This window comes from Vibrio harveyi, assembly GCF_030060435.1.
Lineage (GTDB): Bacteria > Pseudomonadota > Gammaproteobacteria > Enterobacterales > Vibrionaceae > Vibrio > Vibrio harveyi.
The window spans coordinates 1313188-1338104 of the sequence record NZ_CP125875.1; the positions used below are offsets into that span (position 1 = coordinate 1313188).

Sequence of the window (24917 nt, forward strand, 5' to 3'; positions counted from 1 at the left end):
AATAGCGTATAGCCGATGATGTGATACAGGTTTAACATCCAATTATGCAAACGGGACACGTATTTCTGTTAAGTCTGTGAACTCCCTATGTTTTATTAGACTAGACTGAAAAGGCGGCTCGCGTTTAATTCAAGAGGCATTCAATGGAAAATTCTAATCAATCACAACAGCCTACATTTTTGTCTAAAGGCTGGAAATACTTCGTTATCGTTGGCGTTATTATCTCTTTAATGGGCATTGGTGCTATGAGTTTGCCAGTGCTTGCGGGCGTAACGATATCGACTATCGTAGGTGCGGTACTACTGTTCAGTGGTTTGGTTCAGGCATACCACACGTTTTCTATTAATGTGTGGAAAGAGAAGCTTTGGTACGTATTAAGTGCTGTGCTGTATATTGTCGGCGGTCTGTTCATTCTGTTTAAACCATTGGCAGGTTTGGTGACCATTACTATGTTGATGGTGATCGTGATGATTCTAAATGGTTTAACCCGTGTATTTTTCGGCTTAAGTAATCGCAGTTTACCAAGCAGTAATGTGATCGTGTTCAGTGGAGTGATTTCTGTTCTGATTGGTGGCTACTTCTTTATGTTGCTTGACGATCCTGCGTTCTCGACTACATTGCTAGGCACTTTTGTTGGTATCTCATTATTGATTGAAGGCATTAGCTTTATCTTTATGGGGATGCAAATGAAGAAGCTCTCTTAAAGAGCGCCATCTAGTATCTCGAGGTTACTTGGGTATAGAACAGTACAAAGTGCCTGCCGATTCGGTGGGCATTTTTTATAGAACGATAAAGGTGAAGGGATTAACGAAACAACAAAAAGCCCGATCATCAACTCGGGCTTTTATTGTGAATTAATGAGATCTGTTAACGCTCTGCGTTATTTGGATTCATAAGGTTTAGTGAGGCTGACATTGCGCTTTTCTTTGAATGAAAGAACCAACTGAGGCACAAGTGACATCGTAATCATGCCAATCATTAGGCTGTATTGAATAGGCGTGAAGCTTTCACCCATCAAAAACAAACCAGAGACAATGCCCGCAACAGGGTTAGCAATGCCACCGAAAGTAAAGTCCACAACCGACATACGCTGCAATAACCACACGTACATGCCGTAGCCGAGTGCGGTGTTGAGTATGATTACCCACAGTAGTCCACTTAGGTTTTTTAGAGTGATGTTTTCGACTGCTTGAACGTATGGCTCAGGGTTAATGCTTGCTAGTACACCTGCCGCGATAGATAAAACAACGCCGCCTAAAATAAGTTGCCAAGTGAGTACCGTCCACCAATGCATTCTTGAACCTAGAGACTTAGTTACGCTGCTGCCGATCACAATACACATAATGGCAGAGAGCATAGCCACTAGACCGATCGGGTTTAGCGTAATCGAGCTTGGGTCGAACAAAAACCAAGCCAGGGCGATAAGGGTGGCCCCGCTGACTCCTTGAATAAGGCTCGGTTGGCGCTTGTAAACTACCCACCCAAACAGCATGGCAAAGACAGGTACTGAAATCATACCTACACCAGAGATTGCAGAAGGCAAGGTTAACGCCATCACGAAAATGAGACCAAAAAAGAGGGCAATATTAATCGTGCCAAGCACAAGCAAGATCTTCCAATCTTGTTTCTTTGGTAATGAAGGTTTGATAGCAAGTAGCAATAGACCAGCTGGCAATGCTCGCAGTGCACCAAGTAACACTGGCGGCCAGTCTGGCAAAGTAAACTGTGTCACAGCGTACGTTGTACCCCAGAAGAACGCCGGAATCATCGCGAGTAAAATGTTCATGTTAAATATCTTTACGTTGAGATAATTTGTTGTAAAGGTACGCTCGTTATTGCTTCTTGTAAAGTATCTTTATGTTAAAATAAATTGGTCAATCAAAATGTCTTTGGAGATAAAAGGATAAATGGACGCAATTGATAGAGTGGTAAGTCAGTGGGCTAAGGAAAAGCCTGATCTCGATACCGAGCCAATGGCGATCATGGGGCGTTTAATGCGGATTGCTAAATATATGGAAAACCGCGTTGCCGAGGTGCATAAGCGCTACGATCTTAAAATGGGTGAGTTTGATGTATTAGCTACGTTGCGTCGTAGTGGTGAACCTTATCGTTTAACCCCTTCGGAGTTGATCTCATCGATGATGCTAACGTCTGGTGCCATGACCAATCGACTCGACAAGCTGGAAAAAAAAGGATTGATCGCTCGCGAGCACAGCAAAGAAGATCGCCGCAGTGTGAGTGTTCAGCTTACTTCAAAAGGTTTTGAGCTGATCGATGCGCTTATTGAGCAACATTTACAGGCTCAGCATGAATTAATGGGGTCGTTGACTCGTGATGAAAGAGCACAGGTTAATCAGGCATTAAAATTGTTGTTGCCTCAATATGAATAAATGAATTCAAAGGTTTAGGATAGGGATGAATCGCGAGCATTAGATAGTTAGCGCAGTTTCTCGATACATTGATGTGTGCAGAAAGTGACTTTCCGTTCGGTCCTGATGCGTTGGTTTTTAAAATCAAAGAGAAGGTGCTCGCCATTCTAGCCGAAAAGTAACGCCTGAAGACGGGTTAGTACAAGATTTGTGTGAACGCTCATATGATCTTGTGGTCGCCAAATTAACCAAAGCTCAGCGTATTTCATTGGGATATCAGTAAGATAGTTTGTTATTGCTCACAGATATTCGGCTTATTATCAATATCAATAAACAAAAACTCGCACCTTTAACTCGCACCGACTATATAAATGTTATGGTGATGTTAAAGGTGAAGTTATGCGTGCACTCTCTGAATGGTTAGAAGCTTACGGTGAAAGCCATCAAAATCCAATCAACCAGAAAATTCATAAAGTTGCTGTCCCTGGCATCTTTCTTTCTGTCGTCGGGTTGATATGGTCCATTCCGCAGATTCCTTTGTTTGGGTTCAATCTCAATTGGGTATGGCTGGCGGCGTTACCAGCTTGGATCTTTTATTTCCGACTCTCACTGAGCGTATTTATGATGATGATCGGCTACACGGTTGCGTGTATTGGCTTGATATGGTCAATGGAGATACTCGGTTGGCCGGTACTCCACATCTCAATGCTGCTATTTGGAATCCTTTGGATATTCCAGTTTATCGGGCACAAGATAGAGGGGAAGAAGCCCTCGTTTTTCGAAGATATTCAGTTTCTTTTGATAGGACCAATCTGGGTCTTTCGTAAACATTAAAAGAAAGGTCTGTTTATCAGATTCGCGACTTAGGCTGTGCTACCATCCTGCTGCTTTGAAACACCCAGAGGTATGAGGTGTAGAGCAGTAATGAGGTTGCCACATGAGTGCAGATCAGCATTTTCAAGGTCAGTTTGAAGTCGAATTGAAATACCGTGTACAAGATAAACAAGCTTTTTTAGCGGTGTTGAGTGGTTTAGAACATGAAGTCATGTTTGAAGACAATCAAGAGTCTGATTGGTTCTACGACACGCCAGAACGCAAACTCAGTCATGAAGGAAAAAGTCTGGTAATCCGAGAAATCGAGCCGTCTGGTATCAAACTTTGGATTGTCAAAGGACCGGAAGAGGATCGCTGTGAAGCCACCGATATTACTAAGTCACATGCTGCCAAAAGTATGCTAGGAAACATGGGCTACGAAGTGATTCTTCAAACCAAAAAAGTACGCAGCATTTACTTTATCGGCTCATTCCATATTACTCTCGACCATCTAGAAGGAATTGGGCACTTTGCGGAATTCGCCATTATGACCGATGACGAAAGTTCACTTGTTCGTTATAAGCAAGAGTTAGAAGCGCTTGCGGCACGTTTTGGTTTGGATGAGTCGAACAAGGAGTTCCGTTCATACAAGCAGATGTGGCAGTCTAGGTAAAATTCACGTCATTTCTTATTGGTCTGACAAGCAACTCCCTCCAACAGCACTATGATTAGAAGTAGTGCGTAAGCAATGCGCCTACGCCCATTAACAAAATAGGTAACCATTCGCGATAGTGTCCGTGACAATGTCACGAACTTGGAGGGGCAATGTACAACCGCGAGCACAAATACGTGTATTGGCGAGAAGAGCGCAAGAAAGGCAAGTGGCACTATATTATTAAGTCTTTCTTGATGATCTGCTGTGCGTTGCTGCTTGGCAAAGTCATTGGCTTGTTTATATTCGGTGAGATGCAAACCTTTAAAGACATCACGGAGCAGTTTCCCGCGGATTTATTTATCGTGATGCTGGTGGGCTTTCCGATTAGCGTGATAGGTTGGTATCACGAAGAGTCTAAATTTTTCCGTGCTCTAAAGCGTCGAAACAAGAAGTTTAAAGCTCGATTAGAAAACCGCAAAAAGAAGAAATAAGACCGTTTGATAACATACCCAAGTAACCTCGAATCAATGACAACACTCTGAACTCCGCATATCAAAGTCACTTGGGCATAAGCCGTAAGATTCAATTTTCGCGGCATTTTTGATGGCAACTTTCATTTCAACGTTTCATTCTTTCGTCTTGTCTCATCTCCATTCAATTAGTGTTTAACCATCTCCCATTTTTGTCTGTTGCTCGTATCGCGTGAAATTGTGCGCTTGATGGCATTATTTATTTCTGATTGCGATGCGGTGCTACTTTCATGATTTTTGCCAAGATTCTTTGAGCGTCTCTTTGCTAAATTTTTGCAAAGAACATCCTAAACAGGAACGGCAATGGATAAGAAAATCATGCTACACAGCCAACAGGTGTACTTCTGCAATGATGAAGCGTTGGCAGCAATGCAAACTGAATGTCTAGATACCTTATACGACTACAATCAAACACGTCCTTCGGAGGGAGAGAAGCGCTCTAACATATTGAATCACTTGCTCGCATCGGTTGGAAAGAATTGCTACATCGAACCGCCATTGAGAGCTAACTGGGGCTGCCATACTCACCTAGGTGACAATGTTTACGCTAACTTTAATCTGACTTTAGTTGACGACACTCATATTTATATCGGCGATCATGTCATGATTGGACCGAATGTCACCATCGCGACTGCTGGGCACCCAATTGATCCGGAACTAAGGCGCGACATCGCTCAGTTTAATATCCCAGTTCATATTGGTAATAACGTTTGGATAGGGGCGAACTCGGTGGTATTACCGGGCGTGACAATCGGCGAAAACTCCGTAATTGGCGCGGGGAGTGTCGTGACAAAGGATATCCCAGCTAATGTTGTTGCGGTTGGCAATCCTTGTCGAGTATTACGAGAAATCGGCAAGCAAGATAAAGAGTTTTACTTTAGAGATCGTAAGATTGAGCAAAACATGTTTAATGGTTAGCCCGTTACATGAACATCGTTTGAGCATTTCGGAAAAGCGGGCAGGTCGGTATTACTCGACCTGCCATGGCGCTAAAAGACAAAGTTCACCATGATGGTGTACATGTTTGCATTATCATCCTCTGGTGTATCGACGAATGCACCAGATACATTGCGATAAGCTTTGAAGTGTTGCCATTCTGCATTGAGTGACACGTTGTAGTGAAGATCGTATCTCACACCAAGTAGGTAGCTGTCCCCAACCTTGTGCTCGTGGTCATCAAACTGCTGACCATAAGTCACGTAAGGGGTAAATTTGTTCAGGTTATACGCGCCCTGAGCGTACCAGGAGGAAGCGATATCGTTGGTTTGACCTTCGACGGTTAACGTGAAGGCATCAAACTCATATTCTGCACCTAATGAGTACAGCTTTATGCTTTGATCTTTCAGTTTATCAGTAAAGGAAGGTAGAACCATCACTGAGCCATCTGGCAACTGTACCGGGAAGTTACTTAACTTCGTCTCTTGGTCATAACTTGAATCCATGTACGTGAAGTTCCATCGATAATAATCGCCACTTAAGATGAAGTTAATACCGTACATTTCATTGGTCTTGAAGGTGAGCTCAGTACTGTCATTGAAGTCGACCGTACTTTCATCGTGGAAGCCGACAAATGGCGTAGTCGTCAGTGTCATGCTGTCATTGATGTCATAGTTCCACAAGAATGAAATGCCGTTAAACGCGGTGATGCCTAAGATACTGTCATAAACTTCATTTGGTGGGCGAGCAGGGGTAAATGCGTGTCCGACATAGTAGTATTCAGAGGCTAAGAACACGGGCATTCTCAGACGACCGCCACGAAACTCAATATTGCCATAGGTATAGGCGAGGTAAGCCCACTCTAGTTGCGGGTCACTCCAATGATCTTGCGGTCTTTTCACCACCTGCGCGGATGCTTTAAACGCGCCGTAGTAAAAATCCAGTTGAACACCCAATGTGGTGTCACAGTCATAACAGTTTTCGTCATCGATAAAACGATTCACTAATACTGGCGTTTTGTTGTCTGTTGTCGCCCATGAGGTTGAGCCAAAGCCACTTAAGGATAAGTTATCGGTGAGTTCGATTGCTGCTAAGCTCGGGAAAGCGACGCTACTTAGTGTTGTTGCCGTGATGGATGCGATGAGTGTTTTCTTCATATTATTTCTCCGAACTTACAACGTAGAGGATTTGAGCATTTGAAGGAAGGCTACTCACTGGTGCATACCCAATGCGGTTAGGCTTTTCTTTCATCCATTCTAAAAGGGCTTCCATACTGGAATTATCAATGACTTTCGGTGGGCGAGCTTTACCTGAAAACGACAAGCTAGCCCAGTGCGCATTCATTTGCGCCGCGTTTTTATTGAGTAAATAACGGTAGAACTCTGAACGTTCAGATGACGCATCCGGCCAATCAGACAGTTCGATTCGCTTACCTTGTAAACGCTTGGTTTTACCACGATACAGTTTTCTCGCTTTGGTTATGTTGAGCTCATCAAAATTAGAGTCGAGGGAAAAAATCGCATAGCTATCGGCTGCGAGAGCTTCACTATCGAACGACATCAGCAAAGCAAAAGCCATCAAAGCTGTAGAGAGCGATTTGAGAACGTTATTTTTAGCTATAGAGAAGTGGGTATCCATACTATTACCCCTTAAATGACGCTTTCAATCTGGTGCAGAAGTTTTTCTTTTCTGACAGGCTTCGGTACGTATGCATCCATGCCAGAGTCGTAGCAACGCTGGATATCATCGTCCACAACACTTGCTGTCAGTGCAATAATCGGCGTTTTGGGTAATCCCGAATTTTTTTCGTAAGCACGGATTTCTTTCGTCGCTTCGAAGCCGTCCATTACAGGCATCATGCAATCCATCAAAATGATGTCGAAACCGTTATCTTGTTGAAACATATCAACGGCGATCTGACCATTTTCGGCAATCTCAAACTGATACCCAGCTTTACTCAGCAATAACGAGGCAACTTTCTGGTTCACCGTATTATCTTCTACAAGCAAAATGCGCTCAGAACGACTTGGAAGCGTATTGATAGAGGTCGGTTCCGGTTTATCTTGCGGTTTAGATTTCGCGCTAATGCCAGTACCAGAGAAGGCAGACGATACGTTGTCTTCAACGATTGGAACAGCCGTCGCTTTTGCTAATTTCTCTTTCAATATGTTGGCTTTGAAAGGTTTCGGTACGTAATCATCCATGCCAACATCAAAACACTTCTGAATGTCGTCATCGACCACACTTGCCGTTAACGCGATAATTGGGATCTTCACACTGCGATTTTGTTCGTGTTCCAGCTGTCGGATTTTCTGCGTGGCCTCAAATCCATCCATAACTGGCATCATGCAATCCATAAGAATCAAGGAGTATTGATTCTTTTTGAACATCTCGACCGCTTCTAGTCCATTTGCTGCTAGGTCAAAAGTAAAACCCGCTTTGGCTACGTGCAAGCCTGCGATTTTCTGGTTTACGGTGTTATCGTCGACCACCAAAATCTTACTTTGCGACGGTTCTGATGTACCCACCACTGCTTGTAAATTTGCTTGGTTGAATTTGGTCTCGCAATTTTCAAGCGCTTTGACCAGGCGTTGCCCAAGAAGAGGTTGCGTAATGATGGCACTGACACTTTCACCAAAATCAAATTGGTCACTATGAAGGTGTTTAACCAAGCATAAGCGGACGTTCTGCGATTCAAGCTTGTTGAAGTGATCTTCGCTTTCCATTGCAGCATTTGGTCGAGTTTCAGCGTAAATAACAATGATGTGCTCATTGTCATTAATCCATGTTGGTAAACTCTCTAAACTCGTAACCGATTGGTGAACAGCGATACGGTAGAAGTTCAATTCATCACGAAGCGTTGTTTCCATGTTGGTGTCGTCGCAGACCAACCAAATTTGTCCATAATTTGCGGTGTGTTTTGCATCAAAGTCGAGTTGAACAACAGAAGGGTTCAATTGGAAGAAGAAGCGGCTACCTTTGCCTTTTTCTGATTCAAGTTGAATTTGCCCACCCATTAACTCAACCAGTTGAGTGCTGATGGCTAAGCCGAGCCCAGTACCGCCAAATTGGCGGGTAGTGGAGTCATCTTCTTGTGCGAATGGTTCGAAGATCTTTTTCTGTTGTTGCTCATCAATACCAATACCGGAATCTTGAACAGAAAACTCCATTACGGCATTTGAACCAGAAACAACATGAGTTGTAACAGAAAGGAGCACGGTTCCTTTATCAGTAAATTTAACGGCGTTAGACATAAAGTTCATTACGACTTGGCGTAAACGGTGATCGTCGATCATTAAGCGGAAAGGCGTGTTGCGGCTGATGTTTACTTTAAGGTCGATGCCTTTCTCTTTTGCTTTTGGTGAAACGATAGAAGCAATATCGTAAATGGATTCGCGCACACAGGTCGAGTGCGGACTGATCAATAACATACCGGATTCAATCTTAGAGAAATCGAGTATGTCGTTAATCAAGCTAAGTAATAGTTGGGAGGACGTTTCAATCGTATCAACATAGTCGCGCTGTGTTGCGGTTAATGATGTATCAGATAGCACTTCAGAAATACCAATAACGCCATTAAGAGGGGTGCGGATTTCATGGGACATGTTGGCTAAGAAGCTGCTTTTCGCTTTGCTTGCTTTAATTGCATCGTCTTTTGCGCGCTCTGCGTCTTCTTTCGCTTGAGTTAATTTAACCTTGGCTTGTTCTCGTTCATAACTGAGTCTCTCGACTTCTTGGGCAAACTTACTCAGTTCGTCTTTACCTTTGACTAATTCGACAAGTGGGGATTCTTCGCTGTAACTGTCACGACGTAAGAACTCAAGAACCAGTTGAAGATTACCGGTTACTTTTCGAACCAAACGCACGGCTAAGCTCACGACGAGAATTGTCATGACTGACATGACGCTAATGAACATCAGTCGTTGTTGGTTTGCCGCGGAAATGGCATGTTCTACGTCTGCTTGCAATTGCTCCGTCATTTTGTTGTCGACCGCCTTAAGCAGAGCGAGTCGACCGTTTAGAGCTGTTAAACCAGCTGCGATTTCTTGTGGTGGAAGTGTACTAAGTGCTTCTTCATTTAAAAGGAAGCTTCTAAATTCTTGACTGCGTACAAAGACGTCATTGGTGAAAGTTTCAATAAGTAATTCAACCTGCTGTTGATTGGCGTTTAATGTGACGAAGCGTTCTAAGAACAGTTGCTGATTCTTAACTAAGGAGTCGATCTCGCTGCTGACATCTACGTCATAGCTTTGATTTTGTTCAATAGAGTAAATCAAATATTGACTGAGCAGGTTCTCTTCTTGAGACCAGAACATTAACCACTCAATTTGCATCAATGCTGAAAGGTGGGCTTGAATTTCAAAGGTTGCATCATTGAATGGCACCTTTTCTAATGCCAATAAAATCTGTTTGTAGGTATCTGCACGCCACTCTGCGATATCGAGACGCTCGTCCATGTCGGTGGCTGCCGACAGAGAGAGGTTCGCTTCTTCGAGGCTAGAAAGAAGGTCTTTCATCTCAGCGCCTTTATCCAAGAAAATGCCATTGGCACCATTGCTGAGTGATTGAGTTACCGATTTTATTTCTGCTTCAACATCGGTAACTTCAGTGTTATTCGGCAAATTATAGAGATAAGAGACTTTGTCCATATAGTCAGAGAACAGTTGCGCTTTCTCAAGATCTTGCGCTTGGCTAGATAGTCGATGAACTTGCTGTCCGGCTAGAAAGAGAAGCAAAATGATGGGTAAGAAAACCAAGCTAAATAGCTTGTGTTTTACCGATAGGTTATTCCATGAAAACGATCCGACCACTGTGCACGTCCATATCCAATAAGTTGATATGAAAAGTGTAGGCTAACTATCTCAATTGTTAGAAATTCAGCACAAAAATTCGTACTTTTGCCATATGAAAACTGTGACACCTGCGACAAAAGTTCGATTTGTTAAGGATATAAAACTTTAAATCTATCAATAAAAACTGCGTTTCTCATTCAGTGAGAATTATTCAATTTACTGATATTTATAAACAAATTTCATTTGTTGAATGATTAAAATGTTTTGTCGTCAAGACTACTAAAATGTCTGTTTCGATATACAGGGGTGAGTATAATTGGCGGATTTTCTTGCTGGTGAGACCGTAGTGTAAACGTACTTGTATTTTTTAAAATCTGTACGCCAACATTCAAGGCCCATGAGCTGGAAAAAGGCTTAAATAAACCGCTAATCGATGGCAAAGAACAATAACTAAATCATGAACGTATCTCGAAGTCTTCAGTCAGTCACCCTGCGTTACACTGTCCCAATAGTGTTGATAGCACTCTTTACTAACTTTACTTATTGGGCGTATCAACAAGTTGATGAGGCGAAAAACCTAGCTCGATACCATGTAAAATCGGCGGAGATCAACCTAGGAACCATCGTCGATGGATACCGCGATTTACTACGAGCAATGAGCAAAGACGAACACTTCATCGAACCCGATATTACGTTGCAAGAACGGGCAAATCGTGCGGTCCCTTACAAGCAAGCCTTTGAGCTTGCGGGTATTGGCTTTAGTGATGGAGTCGGGAACATGGTGAGCACGCACAACAATAAGGTGCACTCCATCGCTCATCGAGATTACTTTCATCAAGTGATTCGCAGTAAAAAAGCAGTGATGACCGACGTTCTCACTGATATCTCAAACGGCAATATCGTATACGTGTTATGTCGCCCTATGTTCGATGAATTGGGAGACCTAATGGGTACCATCTCAGCTTCTATTCATTTTGGCGAAATTCAAACCGCGCTCCAAAGCGATAGCGAAAATGATATCTACAGCGTTTTGCTGGACGAAGATCTGAATATCATTAGCCACTCTAAAGATGAGTTCTATGTAGGGGTAAACTTATTCAACTACGGTTATGAGAAGCTGTTTGATCGCGAAGGGAATCTGAAAGCACTTACCGGGGCAAATAATGGGGGATTCTTTACTTACAGTTCGCCATTTGATCTATCTTACGTTGAATTCACTAAAGTAGATGGAACACCTTGGATTCTGTTATCCAAAGCTAAGTTCAGCAGTTTGTTGGGTGAAGGCACCATGATGTTTGGTGTGAATGTTCTCATGATCATTGCTATTTACGTTGTGATTGCTCGTATGATGGGGAAACAAGTGGTTGGTTTGACCCAGCCCCTTGACCGATTTTTAGAAGAGAGCCAAGTTGTGTTCAACGACACGTCCATGGAGCTAAAGGAACATTTTGAACAAGTTCTTCAAGCAAGTCGGAATGGTGTTTTTTGCTCACGAAGTGGCTTGCTGACTCGTGAATACTTCTTGCGTGGCGCTGAAAAGTCACTGTCGCTCAGTAACAGTCCTAAAGCATGTATCTTCTTTGATATGGACAACCTGAAGTTTATCAACGACACCTATGGTCATATGGCTGGGGATAAAGTGATTGCGTTGTTTGTGGCAGTCTTGCGAGAACACTTTGCTCACAAACGAGACCTCATCGGTCGTTTTGGTGGGGATGAGTTTGTTGTTCTAACTCAAGAGTTTAATAGTAAGCGAGAGCTAGAATTAAAGTTGGATCAGTTTCTTCACCAACTCCAAGCAACCGCAGACCGTTTAGGTATTGATATTAATCTAACCGCGTCGATTGGTGTTGTGATGACAGAGGATGTAGAGCGAGATATTGAGACGCTTCTCCATTGCTCAGACATGGCGGTGTACCGCGCAAAACAACTAGGTAAGGGGCGCTACAAGTTTTACCACTCATCTATGATTGAAGTACCTTTGGTCAGTTCGGTGTAGAAAGCCCAAACAAAAGCCAGCAATGATATCTTGCTGGCTTTTTTGTTATTGCTTGAGATGGTTACCTAACAGAGTGGCTTTAACTATTAACTATTAACTATTAATTCTTAGGTAGCGTTGTGAAGATAGTCCATTCTTTCTCGACTTCACCTTTGTATCCGACCACGGTTGCGGTTACACGGCGATTGAGTGCATGACTTCTTTCATCTGTCCCTTGAGCGGCAAGCTTGGTTTCACCAAAGCCGACGATTCTTAGACGATCTGGTGATATCCCATTTTGAATCAGCTCGTTGCGAACGCTTTCTGCTCTGCGTTTCGAAAGGGCAAGATTGTATTCATCCGTACCAGTGATACTGGTGTAACCTTGCAGTTCAATTGACGTTGTTGGGTACTCTTTAAGGAAATCAGAAAGGTCGCTAATTTGCTGAGCAAAGACAGGGTTGATTTCAGAAGAGTCGTTAGCAAATAGAACTCGAATCTGCATTTCTTGGGATGATTTCGCGTATTCCCCACAGCCGTCGTTATCGATCAAAGAGCCTTCTGGTGTTCCAGGACACAGGTCTCGTGCATTAATAACACCGTCTCTGTCATCGTCGATTAAGTCAGCAATCTGGTTAGCTGTCGGTGTTTCCATGTATTCGTATTCATCACCGGTTACTCTGTTTGAATTAGAGCCACTACAAGCGGAAATCAAACCAACCATGAAAAAAATAGGTATTACTTTCATATTAATACTCCACTTTCTCTAGCCACTCTCGTGGTATATCGATACGCAAAGAGTTAAGCAGTTGACCGGTTGCGTTCATTACGCGGTATTTTGCGTATTGCTCAGCATATTTGGCATCCAAGTAGTCCTTACGTGCTTCAAACAGCTCATTTTCTGTGTTGAGCAAATCGAGTAGGGTACGCTTACCAATACGATATTGTTTCTCGTAGGCAATGACTGTTTTTGCGGCTGAATCTACGTGATCGGATAGGAACTCTTTTTGTTGCAGCGTAAGATCCAATGCGCTCCAAGACAGCCTTAAACCTTCTTCAACATTTTGATATGCACCTTCACGAAGGTCTTTTGCTTTATTGAGTTGGTAAGCGAAGTTTTCAGAGTTCGCTGCGTCGCTACCACCGTTGTAAAGGTTATAACGCAATCTGAGCATAGCCAGTGTTTCGTCGCTTCTGCCTTTTAGACCGTCCGCATCATCACGCCAAGTCTGAGAAGCTTCAATTGAGATGGTTGGGTAGTTAACGCCCTTAGATTGTTTGTACTGGAACTTTGCGGAATCCACATCAGCCAACGCGACTTGGATGACTGGGTGGACTTCAAATGCTAATCCGATTGCTTCGTCCACGGTGTAAGGAAGGAAGTTTTCATCGGCACGTGGAAAGATCAAACCTTGTGGTGTTTGACCCACTAAACGAGTGAACATGGTATGAGAATCGAAAAGGTTGTTCTGTGCAGCCGCTAAGTTACCGTGCGCTTTCGCTAAACGAGCTTCAACTTGCGTTAAATCGGCAGTCGATCCAATCCCAGAATTTACGCGCTTTTTAATATCTGCGTAAATTTTCTTATGCACTGCAAGGTTGTTCTCTGACAGCGTTAATATTTCATACGCTTTCACTGAGTCTAAATAAACTCTGGTTACTTCTAATGCGGTGTCTGAAGCGTCAGCGAGTAGTTGAAACCTTACCGATTCAGCATCTGCTGCAGTTCGGTCCATATCATTCAGTGTTGCGCTGCCATCCCATATGAGCTGGGTTAAAGTGATGGATGCTTCCTTTCGTGTTAAATCTGTATCTCCACGGCTAACTTCTTCAGCGGGGTCAATCCCTTCATAACCAATACCCGCATCCAAATCGATAGACGGCAGATAAGCACCGGACGACGCTTCGTTGATGTATTTACGACTGTTGAACTCGTTAAACGCACTCTTGATGTCTGGGTTGTTCTTTAACGTGAGCGCGACAGCCTGCTCTAAAGTTTGACCGAAAACGGGTGACGCAATCATAAAACTACAGCAGCAAGCTATTTTAAGTCGATTCCATTTCACGGTGGCTCTCCTAGAAAAATCGTATTGTTTTTTGTTATTTCATCTCATTAATGAGACGAAACGTCACAAATAACAGCTTATTGTCGATAAATTTATCAACATCCTGTTAACCCTAGGCTTTTGTTTAGAAAATCCAGTGTTCCGCCTAATAAAACTTTAGCACAAATGAGCGATGTTGCTCATTTGCCTGCTAGTTCATATCAGAAGAAAAGCGTGAATTCTTAATATCATAGCGCTCTACAACATGTTTTAGCTTTCAAGTTGAATGAGCCCCGCCCCTTGAGTTCATCCGTACTCAACCGCTTCCACTTACAACGAAAACGTAATGATTTTGACTAAACTATAGTCGTATTTGTTGGGGTGACAAACTTTTGACGACTGGAAAGTCGGGTGAGGTGATTTATGGATCGAGCAGCCTTCGGCTCGCTTGCGAGCAATATCGTGGTGATAGGGATTGATGGGGAAATTAAAACGTTAGAGCCCGACCAATTGCCGGCGCCAGGAGAATTGATTATTACCGAAGTATCCGATACTTCGCAGCTTAACTTCGAGCAAGTCGCGCCTGATGGCAGCTCGATAAATGTCTCCGATGATATCACGGCTCTTATAGAGGCGATCGCAGCAGGGGCTGACCCAGTGCAAGTTGAAGGTGATTTTGAGCCAGCTGCGGGTGAGAGCGATGGTTCGAGCCCACAGTCAACCGGAGCGATAGATAGAACAGGGGCAGAATCACTCGCTAGCACAGATTTTGAAACGGTTGGCACGCTGATACCTCTTTCACAAAGCCAAGAACTGTCGTTACTAGAGTTTGTTAATCAAGAAGCCATCATTCCCGCACAAGTGATCATTCAGGATATATCGAGTCCGACCATCAGTGAGGGCGACCCAGCCATTTTTGACATCACTCTCGATCAACCCACACAGCAAGAGACTGAGGTGACTTTATCCCTTAGTGATAATTCTGCGACGAGTGGAGCTGATTATGACAACTCGGTTATTACTATTACTTTCGAAGATGGAAGTACGGATCAAATAAATGTCGGAGAAGATGGGACGTTTTCTGTTTCAATCCCCATTGGAGATGAGTCGTTCGTAATCACGGTGGATACGATTGATGACGACGTATTTGAAGGAAACGAAACCTTCACATTGAGCGGTGGTACGGAGAGCCAACCTGAACCCGTTACAGGTGTGGCAACAATAACAGATGATGGCACTGGTCCGGGTGAAGAGCCTGATGACGATCGACCGACCGTTGCTTCTGTAAGCGATACAACCGTAAACGAGGGTGAGGAAGCTGTGCTTGAGGTAACGCTTAGCAACCCGAGTACGTCAGAAACGACGGTGAACATGACGTTATCTGATGGAACTGCGGAGGGTGGATTAGATTACACAAACACTTCCGTCACTATTACGTTCGAGGATAACAGCACTCAGATTGTTAATGTAAGCCCAGACGGTAGCTTTGCTGTCACTGTCCCTTCGAATGAGGTTAGTTACAATGTCACGATAAATACGATAGACGATGATTTGTTTGAAGGAACGGAGACGTTTACGTTATCGGGCTCAACAGAGAATCAAAATGGCACAACGTCAGGAACGGGAACCATCGTTGATGACGGTTCTGGTCCCGGCCCCAATCCGGATGACGATAGACCGACAGTTGCATCTATTAGTGATACTACGGTTAATGAGGGCGATTTAGCCATATTAGATGTGACGCTTAGTAACCTAAGTACGACCGATACTGTGGTCAGTATGAATCTGGCTGATGGTAGCGCTGAAGGTGGAATAGATTACACCAACACATCCGTTACGATTAATTTCGAAGACAACAGCACTCAAGTCGTAAACGTCAATCCAGATGGTAGCTTTGATGTATCCGTGCCAGCGAACAATATAAGCTACAGTGTCACTATTAGTACGATTGATGACGACCTCTTTGAAGGCTCAGAAACATTTACTTTGTCTGGAAACACTGGCAATCAAGCGATTCCTCAGACGGGAACAGGGACCATTGTTGATGATGGTACTGGCCCGGGACCTGACCCTGATGACGACCGTCCAACGGTATCCATTAGCGATGCGGGAGTTGTTAATGAAGGTGATACGGCAAACTTCGTTGTGTCTCTAACTAATGAAGCTGATTCTCCAGTCCAAGTGGAACTAGGTCTTGATCTTGGTGATACCGAAACGGGCGATCTTGGCGTCCTAGAATACAACACTGGTTCAGGTTGGGTTGCCGTTCCAAACGATGGTGTAGTTACGGTACCTGCGGGATTAAGCGAGTTTGATGTTCGCGTTGCTACTATTGATGACGAAGTGTTTGAAGGTCCTGAAGAGTTCAGTGTTAGTGTGACAGGTTTGGACTCAGTTCAAGGTTCTGATTCAGGTAGTGCAACGATTGTCGATGACAATACTGGTCCTAGCCCCGATCCGGATGACGATCGTCCAACGGTATCTATCAGTGATGCAGGTACGATTAACGAAGGCGATACCGCTAACTTTGTAGTCTCGTTAACTAACGCTTCTGAAGCACCAGTTGAGGTTCAACTCGACCTCAACCTTGGCGATACCGAAGCAGGTGACCTCGGTACTCTCGAATACAACACCGGTTCAGGTTGGGCGACCGTTCCTGTTAATGGTGTGGTGACTGTGCCAGCAGGCTTAACTGAGTTCGATGTACGAATCGCATCGATTGATGACGAAGTTTATGAAGGTCCAGAGAACTTCACCGTAGACGTAACTGGTTTAGGTCCCATCCAAGGTACTGATACGGGGACAGCCACTGTCGTCGATGATGGTACGGGGCCAGAGCCTGAGCCAGATGATGACCGTCCAACCGTATCTATCAGTGATGCTGGCACGATTAACGAAGGTGACACCGCCAATTTCGTTGTATCACTGACCAATGCTTCTGAAGCCCCAGTTGAGGTTCAACTCGACCTTAATCTCGGTGATACCGAAGCTGGTGACCTAGGTACTCTCGAATACAACACAGGCTCAGGTTGGGTTGCAGTACCCGTTAGTGGTGTAGTGACTGTACCAGCAGGGTTAACTGAGTTCGATGTACGAATCGCTTCGATTGATGACGAAGTCTACGAAGGTCCAGAGAACTTCACGGTAGACGTGACCGGTCTTGGTCCTGTTCAAGGTACCGATACGGGCACAGCCACTATCGTCGATGACGGTACAGGGTCAGACCCAGATCCGGACGACGACCGCCCAACGGTTTCTATTAGTGATGCAGGCACAATTAACGAAGGTGACACCGCCAATTTCGTTGTCTCGTTAACTAACGCATCTGAAGCCCCAGTTGAGGTGCAACTCGACCTTAACCTTGGTGACACCGAAGCAGGCGACCTTGGTACCCTTGAATACAACACTGGCTCAGGTTGGGTAGCCGTTCCTGTTAATGGTGTGGTGAGTGTACCAGCAGGCTTAACTGAGTTCGATGTTCGAATCGCATCGATTGATGACGAAGTTTATGAAGGTCCAGAGAACTTCACGGTAGACGTGACCGGTCTTGGTCCTGTCCAAGGTACCGATACGGGTAGCGCAACCATTGTTGATGACGGTACGGGACCTGATCCCGATCCGGATGATGACCGTCCAACGGTATCTATCAGTGATGCAGGTACGATTAACGAAGGCGATACCGCTAACTTCGTTGTCTCGTTAACTAATGCATCAGAAGCCCTAGTCGAAGTGCAACTCGACCTTAACCTTGGTGATACCGAAGCTGGTGACCTAGGTACTCTCGAATACAACACCGGTTCAGGTTGGGTTGCCGTTCCTGTCGATGGCGTAGTGACTGTGCCAGCAGGGTTAACTGAGTTTGATGTGCGTATTGCATCGATTGATGACGAAGTTTATGAAGGTCCAGAGAACTTCACGGTAGACGTGACCGGTTTTGGTCCTGTTCAAGGCACTGATACGGGTACAGCAACCATCGTCGATGACGGTACGGGACCTGACCCCGATCCGGATGATGACCGTCCAACGGTATCTATTAGTGATGCTGGTACGATTAACGAGGGCGATACCGCCAATTTCGTTGTATCTCTAACTAATGCATCAGAAGCCCCAGTGGAGGTTCAGCTCGACCTTAACCTCGGTGACACGGAAGCAGGTGACCTCGGTACTCTTGAATACAACACTGGCTCAGGTTGGGTAGCCGTTCCTGTCGATGGCGTAGTGACTGTGCCAGCAGGCTTAACTGAGTTTGATGTGCGTATTGCATCGATTGATGACGAAGTTTATGAAGGCCCAGAGAATTTCACGGTAGACGTGACTGGTTTAGGTCCTGTCCTGGGCACAGACACAGGTACTGCAACCATCGTCGATGATGGTACAGGTCCTGATCCCGATCCGGACGATGACCGTCCAACGGTTTCTATCAGTGATGCAGGCACAATTAACGAAGGTGACACCGCCAATTTCGTTGTATCACTGACCAATGCTTCTGAAGCACCAGTTGAGGTTCAACTCGACCTTAACCTCGGCGATACCGAAGCCGGTGACCTTGGTACCCTTGAATACAACACGGGCTCTGGTTGGGTTGTGGTGCCTGTCGATGGTGTAGTGACTGTACCAGCAGGGTTAACTGAGTTTGATGTGCGTATTGCATCGATTGATGATGAAGTCTACGAAGGTCCAGAGAACTTCACGGTAGATGTGACCGGTCTCGCCCCTGTTCAAGGCACTGACACGGGCACAGCCACTATCGTCGATGACGGTACAGGACCAGACCCAGATCCGGACGACGACCGCCCAACGGTTTCTATTAGCGACGCTGGCACGATTAACGAGGGCGATACCGCCAATTTCGTTGTATCTCTGACCAATGCTTCTGAAGCCCCAGTAGAAGTGCAACTCGACCTTAACCTCGGTGATACCGAAGCAGGTGACCTTGGTACTCTCGAATACAACACCGGTTCAGGTTGGGCGACCGTTCCTGTCGATGGCGTAGTGACTGTACCTACAGGATTAACTGAGTTCGATGTACGAATCGCTTCGATTGACGATGAAGTCTACGAAGGTCCTGAAAACTTCACGGTAGACGTAACAGGTCTTGGTCCTGTTCAAGGCACTGATACGGGCACCGCAACCATCGTTGATGACGGTACTGGCCCTGATCCCGATCCGGATGATGACCGTCCAACGGTATCTATTAGTGATGCTGGTACGATTAACGAGGGCGATACCGCCAATTTCGTTGTCTCATTATCTAATGCATCAGAAGCTCCAGTGGAGGTTCAGCTCGACCTTAATCTTGGTGATACCGAAGTGGGCGACCTCGGTACTCTTGAGTACAACACGGGCTCTGGTTGGGTTGCAGTGCCTATTGATGGTGTAGTGACTGTTCCAGCAGGGTTAACTGAGTTCGATGTGCGTATTGCTTCGATTGATGACGAAGTTTATGAAGGTCCAGAGAACTTCACGGTAGACGTAACAGGTCTCGGCCCTGTTCAAGGCACTGATACGGGTACAGCAACCATCGTCGATGATGGTACAGGTCCTGATCCCGATCCGGACGATGACCGTCCAACGGTTTCTATCAGTGATGCAGGCACAATTAACGAAGGTGACACCGCCAATTTCGTTGTATCACTGACCAATGCTTCTGAAGCACCAGTTGAGGTTCAACTCGACCTTAACCTTGGTGATACCGAAGCTGGTGACCTAGGTACTCTCGAATACAACACCGGCTCAGGCTGGGTAGCCGTTCCTGTCGATGGCGTAGTGACTGTGCCAGCAGGCTTAACTGAGTTCGATGTACGAATCGCTTCGATTGATGATGAAGTTTATGAAGGCCCAGAGAATTTCACCGTAGACGTAACAGGTCTTGACCCTGTTCAAGGCACTGATACGGGTACCGCAACCATCGTTGATGATGGTACGGGACCTGGTCCAGATCCGGACGACGATCGCCCTGGCGTTACTATTAGTGATGCTGGTGTCATCAATGAGGGTGATACGGCTAATTTTGTCGTTACTTTGGCAAACGTTTCTGAAGATGATGTTCAAGTCGAGCTAGGTCTCAACCTCGGTGACACGGAAGCAGGTGACCTCGGTACTCTTGAGTACAACACCGGCTCTGGTTGGGTAGCAGTGCCTATTGATGGTGTAGTGACTGTACCAGCAGGGTTAACTGAGTTCGATGTGCGTATTGCTTCGATTGATGATGAAGTTTATGAAGGTCCAGAGAACTTCACGGTAGACGTAACAGGTCTCGGTCCTGTCCAAGGCACTGATACGGGTAGCGCAACCATTGTTGACGATGGTACTGGTCCTGACCCCGATCCGGATGATGACCGTCCAACGGTATCTATCAGTGACGCTGGCACAATTAACGAAGGTGACACCGCCAACTTCGTTGTCTCATTAACTAATGCATCTGAAGCACCAGTTGAGGTTCAACTGGATCTCAACCTTGGCGATACCGAAGCAGGCGACCTCGGCACTCTTGAGTACAACACCGGTTCAGGTTGGGCGACCGTTCCTGTCGATGGCGTAGTGACTGTACCTGCAGGATTAACTGAGTTCGATGTACGAATCGCTTCGATTGATGACGAAGTTTATGAAGGTCCAGAGAACTTCACCGTAGACGTAACTGGTCTCGGTCCTGTTCAAGGCACTGATACGGGTACCGCAACCATTGTCGATGACGGTACGGGCCCTGAACCCGACCCAGATGACGACCGCCCAACGGTTTCTATTAGCGACGCTGGCACGATTAACGAAGGTGACACCGCCAATTTCGTTGTATCTCTAACTAATGCTTCAGAAGCTCCAGTGGAAGTGCAGCTCGACCTTAACCTCGGTGACACGGAAGCAGGTGACCTCGGTACTCTTGAGTACAACACCGGCTCTGGTTGGGTAGCAGTGCCTATTGATGGTGTAGTGACTGTACCAGCAGGGTTAACTGAGTTTGATGTGCGTATTGCATCGATTGACGATGAAGTCTACGAAGGTCCTGAAAACTTCACGGTAGACGTAACTGGTTTAGGTCCTGTGCAAGGTTCCGACACGGGTACAGCAACCATCGTCGATGACGGTACGGGGCCTGAGCCAGATCCGGATGATGACCGTCCAACGGTATCTATTAGTGATGCTGGCACGATTAACGAGGGCGATACCGCCAACTTCGTTGTCTCTTTAACTAATGCATCAGAAGCTCCAGTGGAGGTTCAGCTCGACCTTAACCTTGGTGATACCGAAGTGGGCGACCTCGGTACCCTGGAATACAACACTGGCTCAGGTTGGGTTGCCGTCCCTGTTGGTGGTGTAGTAAGTGTTCCTGCAGGCTTAACTGAGTTTGATGTGCGTATTGCTTCGATTGATGATGAAGTTTATGAAGGTCCAGAGAATTTCACGGTAGACGTAACAGGTCTTGGTCCTGTTCAAGGTTCCGATACGGGTACAGCAACCATCGTTGATGACGGTACGGGACCTGGTCCAGATCCGGATGACGATCGCCCGGGCGTTACTATTAGTGATGCTGGTGTCATCAATGAGGGTGATACGGCTAATTTTGTTGTTACTTTGGCGAATGTTTCTGAAGATGATGTTCAAGTCGAGCTAAGTCTCAACCTTGGCGATACCGAAGCAGGTGACCTCGGTACTCTTGAGTACAACACCGGTTTAGGTTGGGTAGCCGTTCCTGTCGATGGCGTAGTGACTGTGCCAGCAGGCTTAACTGAGTTCGATGTACGAATCGCTTCGATTGATGACGAAATTTATGAAGGCCCAGAGAACTTCACGGTAGATGTGACCGGTCTTGGCCCTGTTCAAGGCGCTGATACGGGTACCGCAACTATTGTTGACGATGGTACGGGTCCTGATCCCGATCCGGACGACGACCGTCCAACGGTATCTATTAGTGATGCTGGTACGATTAACGAAGGCGATACCGCCAACTTTGTTGTCTCGCTCACTAATGCATCAGAAGCCACAGTAGAAGTGCAACTCGACCTTAACCTCGGTGATACCGAAGCCGGTGACCTTGGTACTCTTGAATACAACACGGGCTCTGGTTGGGTAGCAGTGCCTATTGATGGTGTAGTGACTGTACCAGCAGGGTTAACTGAGTTTGATGTGCGTATTGCATCGATTGACGATGAAGTCTACGAAGGTCCTGAAAACTTCACGGTAGACGTAACTGGTTTAGGTCCTGTCCAAGGTAGTGACACAGGTACTGCAACCATCGTCGATGATGGTACGGGGCCTGATCCCGATCCGGACGATGACCGTCCGACGGTATCTATCAGTGACGCTGGCACGATTAACGAAGGTGACACCGCCAATTTCGTTGTATCTCTGACCAATGCTTCTGAAGCCCCGGTTGAAGTGCAGCTCGACCTTAACCTTGGTGACACCGAAGTGGGTGACCTCGGCACTCTTGAATACAACACAGGCTCAGGTTGGGTTGCAGTACCTGTTAGTAGTGTAGTGACTGTACCAGCAGGCTTAACTCAGTTCGATGTACGAATCGCATCGATTGATGACGAAGTCTACGAAGGTCCAGAGAACTTTACGGTAGACGTGACCGGTCTCGGCCCTGTCCAAGGTACCGATACGGGTACTGCAACCATCGTTGATGACGGTACGGGACCGGGACCTGATCCAGATGATGATAGACCTACGGTAACCTCAATCACCAATACAATGGTGAATGAAGGTGAACTAGCAACTTTAGATGTAACATTAAGTAACTTAAGTACGACAGATACCATCGTGAATATGTCCTTAGATGATGGTAGTGCAACTGGAGGTGTCGATTACAACGACACTACAGTGACCATAACTTACGAGGACAATTCCACAGAAGTCGTCGCAGTAAACCTTGATGGCTCATTTTCGGTTAATGTGCCTGCATTTGATTCATCATTTAGCATAACGATGAACACGATAAATGATGATATCTACGAAGGGAATGAAGTATTCACGCTATCTGGTGCGACATCGGCCCAATCCCAGCCAGCGGTAGGTACAGTCACCATTCATGATGAAGCAGATAAACCTGTTGTTTCTGATATTACGAATGTTGAAGTGTTTGAAGGTAACGACGCGACATTCAACGTTACGTTAAGTAATGCGAGCACTGTTGCGGTTTTGGTTAGCATGTCGCTACTCGATGGTACGGCGCTAGCTGGTGATGACTTTAATGCATCCTCGGTAACAATCACTTATGCAGATAACACAACAGAAGTCGTCAATGTAAACCTTGATGGCACGTTTGATGTATCGGTCCCAGCGAATGACACAACGTTTAGCGTAACGGTTAATACGGTTGAAGACCAAATCTATGAGCAAACTGAAAGCTTTACATTGACGGGAGAAATCCAAGGTCAAAATTCAGCCGCATCAGGCTTGGGGACAATTCTTGATGATGACAATACTCCACCGACGGTTGAAGACTTCAATATTATTATTGATTTAAATGACCCAGGTGAAGATGCATTGATTGATTTCGGTCCTTACGCACAGGATTTCGAAGATGATTTGGACCCTTTAGATGATAAAGAAACCAGTATCTGTATTACAACTTTGCCAGAGTATGGTTATCTCTATTATTTTGATGATCAGAATAATGAAGTTGTACTTGAAATAGGTGATGTCATTCCTGAGTCAACCGAAGTGAGATACGCGCTTACGGAAGACTTCTTCGATGAGCAAAGTTTCGATTCGCAAGACTTGTTGGATGAGTTTGATAAGGACTTTATTGCCGACTCCGTTGATGTGAATGGTTTGAGCTTCTTTGGTGGGACCATTGATAACAATGGAGACTTTATCAATAACGCTCAAATCAAAGTGGACTTTGCCAATCAACAAGTTGGTTTAGTTGTTGTTTCTCCGGGAGAAACTGGACAAGGTGATGAGATTAGCACCAGTGAGTTTATTGCTATTGAATTAGATGAGGGTCTTGAAGCCGAAGAGGCTAGATTGGATCTCGCAAGCTTGAATGACCAGTTCAACAATGGTGCGGCTTGGATTAATGTCTACTTCTACTCAGAAGGGGTTCTAACCGAGACTCAAGTGATCGAGACCTCAGATATTGTCTTTACTGGAAACCAAGAAGGTTTTGCTAACATTGCCATTAGTAGCGGTAGTTTCGATGAAATACGTTTGTTCCCTGAAACTAACAGCTCTAGTGACAAAGCCAGCTTCACCTTAGTCGGAACTCAAATCACCAGTTTCAACAATGTGAATGATTCATTTGACTATAAAGCAATCGATTCAGATGGTTTAACAAGTGCTGACACGGCAACAGTTGATATCGATTTTTCCAATGTGTCTGTCGATGCTGTTGAAGCGTTGGGTATGCAAGTTGCTGCGCTACAGGTCAACACCATTGAAGGTACGGATCAGGATGATACATTGATTGGTACTGATGGTAATGACGTTCTAATTGGCGGACTAGGAGACGACGAATTAACCGGTAATGGAGGAAACGACGTCTTCAAATGGACAGAAATGGACACCGCAACTGATACTGTGACTGATTTTGAGAGTGGTGACTCTTTAGATTTTACGGATTTGTTTGATGACGTGAGCGAGAATGATATTTCTGTTCTATTAGATGACTTGAGTTCTGGCGACTATGCAGGAGAAGTCGATGACATCTCTGTGACAGTAACAGAAGATGGTGGTAACTCCACTTTAACTATCAATAAAGACGGTCAGCAGTTAGATATCAACTTCGATGGCGCATCGGCTGCAGATATTGCCAACAGTATCATTACTAATCTTGAGCAATTGAGAGAATAAAAAA

Annotated in this window: 14 protein-coding genes and 1 pseudogene; 9 read left to right on the forward strand and 6 right to left on the reverse strand. The window is 45.3% G+C overall.

Annotation, left to right across the window (positions count from 1 at the left end; all coding sequences use genetic code 11):
• Window positions 1-143: 143 nt before the first annotated feature.
• Window positions 144-704 (forward strand): HdeD family acid-resistance protein, encoded by a 561-nt coding sequence (locus QMY49_RS06690; RefSeq protein WP_005445951.1) that lies wholly within the window; start codon window positions 144-146, stop codon window positions 702-704.
• Window positions 705-880: 176 nt separating this feature from the next.
• Here QMY49_RS06690 and QMY49_RS06695 read toward each other — a convergent pair whose 3' ends face one another.
• Window positions 881-1786: a DMT family transporter gene (locus QMY49_RS06695; RefSeq protein ID WP_283313599.1), complete on the reverse strand. Its 906-nt coding sequence runs from the start codon at window positions 1784-1786 to the stop codon at window positions 881-883.
• Between the two features lie 121 nt (window positions 1787-1907).
• On the opposite strand from QMY49_RS06695, the gene QMY49_RS06700 reads away from it, so the two are divergent.
• From QMY49_RS06700 to QMY49_RS06725, 6 genes and pseudogenes are all read left to right on the forward strand, one after another.
• Entirely contained in the window at window positions 1908-2390 is a 483-nt protein-coding gene (locus QMY49_RS06700) for a MarR family winged helix-turn-helix transcriptional regulator (RefSeq protein ID WP_199479739.1), read from the forward strand.
• A 71-nt stretch (window positions 2391-2461) separates the two neighbouring features.
• A pseudogene (locus QMY49_RS06705) lies at window positions 2462-2652 on the forward strand (MmcQ/YjbR family DNA-binding protein).
• 116 nt (window positions 2653-2768) lie between these two features.
• Window positions 2769-3203, forward strand: coding sequence for an Mpo1 family 2-hydroxy fatty acid dioxygenase (locus QMY49_RS06710; RefSeq protein ID WP_005445940.1), 435 nt, complete (start codon window positions 2769-2771; stop codon window positions 3201-3203).
• A 103-nt stretch (window positions 3204-3306) separates the two neighbouring features.
• Entirely contained in the window at window positions 3307-3855 is a 549-nt protein-coding gene (locus tag QMY49_RS06715; RefSeq protein WP_047516717.1) for a class IV adenylate cyclase, read from the forward strand.
• Between the two features lie 152 nt (window positions 3856-4007).
• Window positions 4008-4328, forward strand: coding sequence for a hypothetical protein (locus QMY49_RS06720; protein WP_283313606.1), 321 nt, complete (start codon window positions 4008-4010; stop codon window positions 4326-4328).
• A gap of 342 nt (window positions 4329-4670) precedes the next feature.
• Window positions 4671-5285, forward strand: a complete 615-nt coding sequence (locus QMY49_RS06725; RefSeq protein ID WP_283313608.1) for a sugar O-acetyltransferase — start codon at window positions 4671-4673, stop codon at window positions 5283-5285.
• A gap of 71 nt (window positions 5286-5356) precedes the next feature.
• Here the strand turns inward: QMY49_RS06725 and QMY49_RS06730 are convergent, their stop codons facing one another.
• The 3 genes from QMY49_RS06730 to QMY49_RS06740 are packed head-to-tail and all read right to left on the reverse strand — an operon-like array spanning window position 5357 to window position 10114.
• Window positions 5357-6460: a porin family protein gene (locus QMY49_RS06730; RefSeq protein WP_283313611.1), complete on the reverse strand. Its 1104-nt coding sequence runs from the start codon at window positions 6458-6460 to the stop codon at window positions 5357-5359.
• A 1-nt stretch (window position 6461) separates the two neighbouring features.
• Window positions 6462-6941, reverse strand: coding sequence for a hypothetical protein (locus QMY49_RS06735; protein WP_005445931.1), 480 nt, complete (start codon window positions 6939-6941; stop codon window positions 6462-6464).
• Between the two features lie 11 nt (window positions 6942-6952).
• Window positions 6953-10114 (reverse strand): response regulator, encoded by a 3162-nt coding sequence (locus QMY49_RS06740; protein WP_283313614.1) that lies wholly within the window; start codon window positions 10112-10114, stop codon window positions 6953-6955.
• A 439-nt stretch (window positions 10115-10553) separates the two neighbouring features.
• Between QMY49_RS06740 and QMY49_RS06745 the strand changes: the two genes are divergently transcribed.
• A complete protein-coding gene (locus tag QMY49_RS06745; protein ID WP_005445927.1) occupies window positions 10554-12095 on the forward strand; it encodes a diguanylate cyclase in 1542 nt (513 codons plus the stop codon).
• Window positions 12096-12195: 100 nt separating this feature from the next.
• On the opposite strand, the gene QMY49_RS06750 is transcribed toward QMY49_RS06745, so the two are convergent.
• Both QMY49_RS06750 and QMY49_RS06755 read right to left on the reverse strand, forming a co-directional pair.
• Window positions 12196-12822, reverse strand: coding sequence for an OmpA family protein (locus QMY49_RS06750; RefSeq protein WP_005445925.1), 627 nt, complete (start codon window positions 12820-12822; stop codon window positions 12196-12198).
• 1 nt (window position 12823) lies between these two features.
• Window positions 12824-14098 (reverse strand): TolC family outer membrane protein, encoded by a 1275-nt coding sequence (locus tag QMY49_RS06755; protein ID WP_005445923.1) that lies wholly within the window; start codon window positions 14096-14098, stop codon window positions 12824-12826.
• Window positions 14099-14542: 444 nt separating this feature from the next.
• Here QMY49_RS06755 and QMY49_RS06760 point away from each other — a divergent pair, with 444 nt between their 5' ends.
• Window positions 14543-24913, forward strand: coding sequence for a Calx-beta domain-containing protein (locus QMY49_RS06760; RefSeq protein ID WP_283313615.1), 10371 nt, complete (start codon window positions 14543-14545; stop codon window positions 24911-24913).
• Window positions 24914-24917: the final 4 nt, after the last annotated feature.